We start from the raw sequence: 5047 nt of genomic DNA, 5'->3' as shown, positions 1-5047 counted from the left end.
CGCCGATCGTGACGAGCACGCCGCGCAGCGCGTCGATGTAGGTGGCCCGGAGCACGCCCCTGCAGCCGGCCTTGCGCAGCGTTCTGACCGCCTTGGCGTCGACGGGGTCGCAGGAGGTCTGGGGCGAGATGCCGATCCTGCTGGCACGTTCCTGCCCGCCCTGCTCGGCGGAGTACGGCAATGTGGCGGGGAAGATACGTCCGCTGGGCCAGGTGCGCCAGCGCTCGGCGACCTCGTGCCTGGCCGCCGACTGCAGCTCCGCCGCGGTGGGGCCGCGGGTGAGCTCCGCGCCGGCCGCACTGCCCGCCACTCCGGCGGCCACCGCGCAGACCAGGGTCAGCGCGGAGGCCACCACGAGAATGGGCCAGGGCCGAGCGGAGTTCACCCCATCGACCTTAATAGGGACGTCCGGGGAACATCCCCAGAAACCCCTTAGTAGGCGGGCAGGCTCGGGTCTACCGTCTTGATCCAGCTCAGCACGCCGCCACCCACGTGGACGGCGTCGGAGAACCCGGCGTTCTTGACCACGGCGAGCGCCTCGGCCGAGCGCGCGCCGGACTTGCAGTGGAGCACGATGCGCTTGTCCTGCGGCAGCTTCTCCAGGGCCGAGCCGTTGAGGAACTCGCCCTTGGGGATCAGCGTGGCGCCGGGGATGGAGACGATCTCGTACTCGTTCGGCTCGCGGACGTCGACGAGGAAGATGCTCTCGCCGCGGTCCTGCATGCCCTTGAGCTCCAGCGCGGTGATCGTGGAGCCGGTGGCGGCCTCGGCGGCCTCGTCGGAGATCGCGCCGCAGAACGCCTCGTAGTCGTCGAGCAGCTGGGTGACCGTCGGGTTCTTGCCGCACAGGACGCACTCAGGATCCTTGCGGACCTTGACGTCGCGGTACTTCATCTCCAGGGCGTCGTAGATCATCAGCCGCCCGACCAGCGGGTCACCGATGCCCGTCAGCAGCTTGATGGCCTCGTTGACCTGGATGGAGCCGATCGAGGCGCACAGCACGCCCAGCACGCCGCCCTCGGCGCACGACGGCACCATGCCGGGGGGCGGGGGCTCCGGGTAGAGGCAGCGGTAGCAGGGCCCGTGCTCGGCCCAGAACACGCTGGCCTGACCGTCGAAGCGGTAGATCGAGCCCCAGACGTACGGCTTGCCGAGCAGCACCGCCGCGTCGTTCACCATGTAGCGCGTGGCGAAGTTGTCGGTGCCGTCGACGATGAGGTCGTAGCCGGAGAAGATCTCCATGACGTTTTCCGTGGTCAGCGCCGTGTTGTGGATGACGACATCGACCAGCGGGTTGATCTCGCGGACTGACGCCGCGGCGCTCTCGGCCTTCAGCCTGCCCACATCGGACTGGCCGTGGATGATCTGGCGCTGCAGGTTGGACTCATCGACCACGTCGAAGTCGATGATGCCGAGGGTGCCGACGCCCGCCGCCGCGAGGTACATCAGCGCGGGCGAGCCCAGGCCCCCGGCGCCGACACACAGCACCTTGGCGTTCTTCAGCCGCTTCTGCCCCGCCATGCCCACATCGGGGATGATCAGGTGGCGCGAGTAGCGGCGCACTTCGTCGACGGTCAGCTCTGCGGCCGGCTCGACCAGCGGTGGCAACGACACTTTCTACGCTCCCGTTCCAGGGGGTCCTATCTCACCTTGAAACCTAGCTGGCGAGTGGGGCATTCCCCAATCGAGTCTCACCGATCAGACGGCGTGCTTCCGCCGCCACGACCTGCGGCATCTCCATCATCGCCACGTGCCCCGCCGTCTGCAGCAGCACGAGCCTGACCTGCGGGAACGCACGGTACGCCTTCGCGGCCATGGCGGGCCGGACGAGGCGGTCGTGCCTGCCGTGCACAATCAGGGTCGGGGCCTTGACCTTGGCCGCCTGGCGCCACAGGTTGTCCTCGCCGCGGCGGAAGTACTCGGCCACGATGCCCCGGGCCGAGCCGATCATGGCCTCACCGGCGTGTGGGAGGTCGTCACGTCTGCGGAGCTCGTCGATCGCGTCGCGCAGGCGTATGGGATGGACGCTGTTGGCGTTCGCCCAGACCATGGCCATGGAGGCGTTGATGCGCTGCTCGGCGGGGACCAGGGAGAGTCGGCTCGCCACCCATTCGCCGAGCACGGGGATCGCGGCGGCGGCGATGCGGACGGGGCCGTACCTGGGGAGCAGGTCGGGCAGGGCCGGGGAGACCAGCGTGAGCGAGCGGACCAGGTCGGGACGGCCGGCGGCGACCCTGACGGCGATCGCGCCGCCGAGCGAGTTGCCGAACAGGTGGGCCGGGCCGGTGTGCTCCATCAGTTCGGTCACGGCTCTGGCGTGGCCGGCGACGGTGTAGTCGCCGTCGGACGGGGCGGGCGAGAACCCCGCCCCTGGGAGGTCGAGGGCGTGGCCGGTGACGGTGTCTTTGAGCTCACCCATGAGATCGGTCCAGTTGGTGGCCGACCCGGCCAGGCCGTGCACGAAGACGGCCTGCTCGCCCGGGCCCTCGCCCGTCGATCGGACGTGCACCGAGCCGATCATGCGTCCCGGCCAGTGCGGGATCGGCTCCGCCATCATGCGTCCCCCTTGTCGTTTCGCGAACGTCTCTTCTCGTTCCCTCAACGATAACCATCGGGCCTGGGTGGGGTCTGAATTCCCTACAGAGCGGTTTCTTTATCCACCTTTCGGACATCTAGCGCATATGCCCCGAGCGCGGACAGGGGGACGTCACGCTCTTCAGCCGTATCACCGCGGGCCTGGCAGCCGCGGCCATCGCAGGAGGAGGGCTCGTCGCGGCGAGTGACACCGACCCCACGAGCGCCAGCCGCGGTCCTCGACCATCCCCGATGCAAGTACGGGGTGCGGCACGTCAAGACCGGGCTCAACGTCCGGGCCCGGCCCGGCGGGCGGATCGTCGACCAGCGCGGCAGATGCTAGCCGGACCCCTGCGGCCGCGGACCCTTCGTGTGGGTTCGCGGCCTTTTGTGTGCGCTCTGACCGCAACAGGGATGTCACCGCGCGGGACCCGCTCTGATCAATGCGGACATATCAGCCTATTTAGTTTCAAAAATGTCTAATGGATCTCATGCCAGACTAAGAGTGAGGTAAAAGCTGTAGTCCCCCGTTTGTGGCAGTCAAGGCCGGAAAACATGACAACCAAGCGGTACTCAGCGTGACAGCATGGACACTCACCGTTAAGGCGGAGCGAGTCGAGACGCGGGCATTGAGCACCGCCAGCAAGCGGAAGACATCCTCTGGGACGGCAGACCGCCGCCCCAGACAATGATGGCCGCCGTGGCGCAATAACGCATCCAGCCGGCAACACCGGTGAGCGTCAGCATGCCTGCCCTCACAACCATGGCGAAATGCGAACGCCGCCGCCGACGCGCGCCGGCATCACGGCAATAAATATGTTCGCGGCTCTTCGCACCTCGGAGCGGCATCGCAAGCGAGGACATCACGGCTCGCGATACCGGCACGGCCAATAAGGAGTCCGGCCGGCACGACGACCAATGCCACTTACGACCGTTTTCCATCGCGGAAAAATCGGACATATCGTGCCATTTCATTGGATAGATGTCTAATGCGAGCAAGAAGAGTGTTAATGCATAGCAAAATAGGGTGATTCCTGTTTGCCTGCCCACCGCCTCGGAAATGACTTTCAGCGGATGACTCTTCAGCAGCCGTCCAGGGACCTGTTTTCAGGGAATCCGAAAACGTCGAGAACGGGGCAACAGATCCTTTAGGGGGAAAACGCAATGCCCAACCTCAAGAGTGTTATGGCGGGTCTCGCCGTCAGCACGGTGCTGACCGGCGGCGTGGTCGGCCTGGGCGCCACCTACGCAGACGCCACCACCCAGTTCACCGGCGGGAACTTCCTCACCGGCGACGACGACGATGACGACGACGCCATCTTCTTCACCAACGACGACGATGACGATGACAATGACGACCGAGGCTTCGAGGAGCTCTTCCCGCTCCTCTTCGCCAACGGCGGCTTCAACAACGGCAACAACGGCAACGTCGGCAACCGTGGTTGCCGTCGGGGCGGGGGCGGATGGAGGTCCAACCGTCGCCACGTCTGCGTCACCGTCAGCAACGACAACATCAACTTCAACACCAACCGTAGGAGGGACAGGCGCGACGAGCGGGAGAAGGACCACCGCGAGTTCAAGAAGAAGAACCACCACGAGAACAACGACGAGTAATCGGGTGCCGACGACACAGGGATGAGTGCCCGTCTTCATAGTTGGTCATTGTTTCCAGAAAGTGGATTCGGCCGGTGAATTACGGGCTCTCGGGAGCGGTCCGCGTTTTCTGCGCGGTTCGGCCTGAGATTCATTCTCCTCGTCTCCTCGAAAATTCCTGGTGAGGGCTCCGCCGGCATCGGCCGGGGAGCCCTCACTGCGAACCTCGTTCCCTTTCTCGTTATTCAGCGCGCCGGGGGGATGGCGGCCATGCATGGCCCGCTTTTCCTGGACCATAGAAATCATCTACTATCGGGAAAGACTGAATAATTCCGGTTTGTCGACTATTCGGCCGGAAATATACAGAACACGGAAGGTTTTACTCAGCGGCCATTCCGAGTCATTTCCCGACATCCCGGCTACGCCGTTTTCGGGAAATGTCGAAACGGGGCAATCGATCCTTTAGGAGGAAAACGCAATGCCCAAGCTCAAAAGTATTATGGCGGGCCTCGCCATCGGTACGGCGCTGACCGGCGGCGTGGTCGCCGCCGGCGCGGCGACGTCCGCGGCCAGCGCCGGTACCGCCCAGGTCAGCACCGGCGCGCCAGTCCTCATCGGGGGACATGGTTGCGGCTGGGGTCGCTGCGGCGGGGGCGGCTGGTGGCGCAGGCACCACCGTAACGACCGCGTAGATGTCCACGTCTTCAACAGAAACTGGAACTTCAGCCACGACGACCTGCGTCAGAGGTTCCACGACTTCGACAAGGAATTCGAAAAGTTCAAGTTCGAGGACGAGGACCACGATGACGACGGCGGCGACGGCGGCGGCGGCGGTGGCGGCGGCGGTGGTGGCGGCGGCGGTGGCGGCGGTGGCGGTGGT

Annotated in this window: 4 protein-coding genes and 1 pseudogene; 2 read left to right on the top strand and 3 right to left on the bottom strand. The window is 65.6% G+C overall.

The genetic code is table 11. The features are described from left to right. The 3 genes and pseudogenes from AB0J09_RS55880 to AB0J09_RS55870 all read right to left on the bottom strand — a co-directional run. Positions 1–385: pseudogene (locus AB0J09_RS55880) on the bottom strand (hypothetical protein); the annotation flags it as partial. Between the two features lie 47 nt (positions 386–432). After that, positions 433–1614, bottom strand: a complete 1182-nt coding sequence (gene moeZ, locus AB0J09_RS55875) for an adenylyltransferase/sulfurtransferase MoeZ (RefSeq protein WP_360710588.1) — start codon at positions 1612–1614, stop codon at positions 433–435. 43 nt (positions 1615–1657) lie between these two features. Further along, entirely contained in the window at positions 1658–2557 is a 900-nt protein-coding gene (locus tag AB0J09_RS55870; RefSeq protein WP_360710586.1) for an alpha/beta hydrolase, read from the bottom strand. A 1181-nt stretch (positions 2558–3738) separates the two neighbouring features. Here AB0J09_RS55870 and AB0J09_RS55865 point away from each other — a divergent pair. Next, a complete protein-coding gene (locus AB0J09_RS55865; RefSeq protein ID WP_360710585.1) occupies positions 3739–4188 on the top strand; it encodes a hypothetical protein in 450 nt (149 codons plus the stop codon). Between the two features lie 478 nt (positions 4189–4666). After that, positions 4667–5047 (top strand): hypothetical protein (locus AB0J09_RS55860; RefSeq protein WP_360710584.1); only part of this gene is annotated, 381 nt, incomplete at its 3' end.

The organism is Nonomuraea sp. NPDC049784, from assembly GCF_040659615.1.
Taxonomy (GTDB): Bacteria; Actinomycetota; Actinomycetes; order Streptosporangiales; family Streptosporangiaceae; genus Nonomuraea.
Note: the sequence above shows the minus strand (reverse complement) of the source record. Positions and strands in the feature narration are given on the sequence as shown.

Coding starts and splice junctions, on each gene's coding strand:
- AB0J09_RS55870 (WP_360710586.1), bottom strand. CDS start 2,557: ATGATGGCGGAGCCGATCCCGCACTGGCCGGGACGCATGATCGGCTCG.
- AB0J09_RS55865 (WP_360710585.1), top strand. CDS start 3,739: ATGCCCAACCTCAAGAGTGTTATGGCGGGTCTCGCCGTCAGCACGGTG.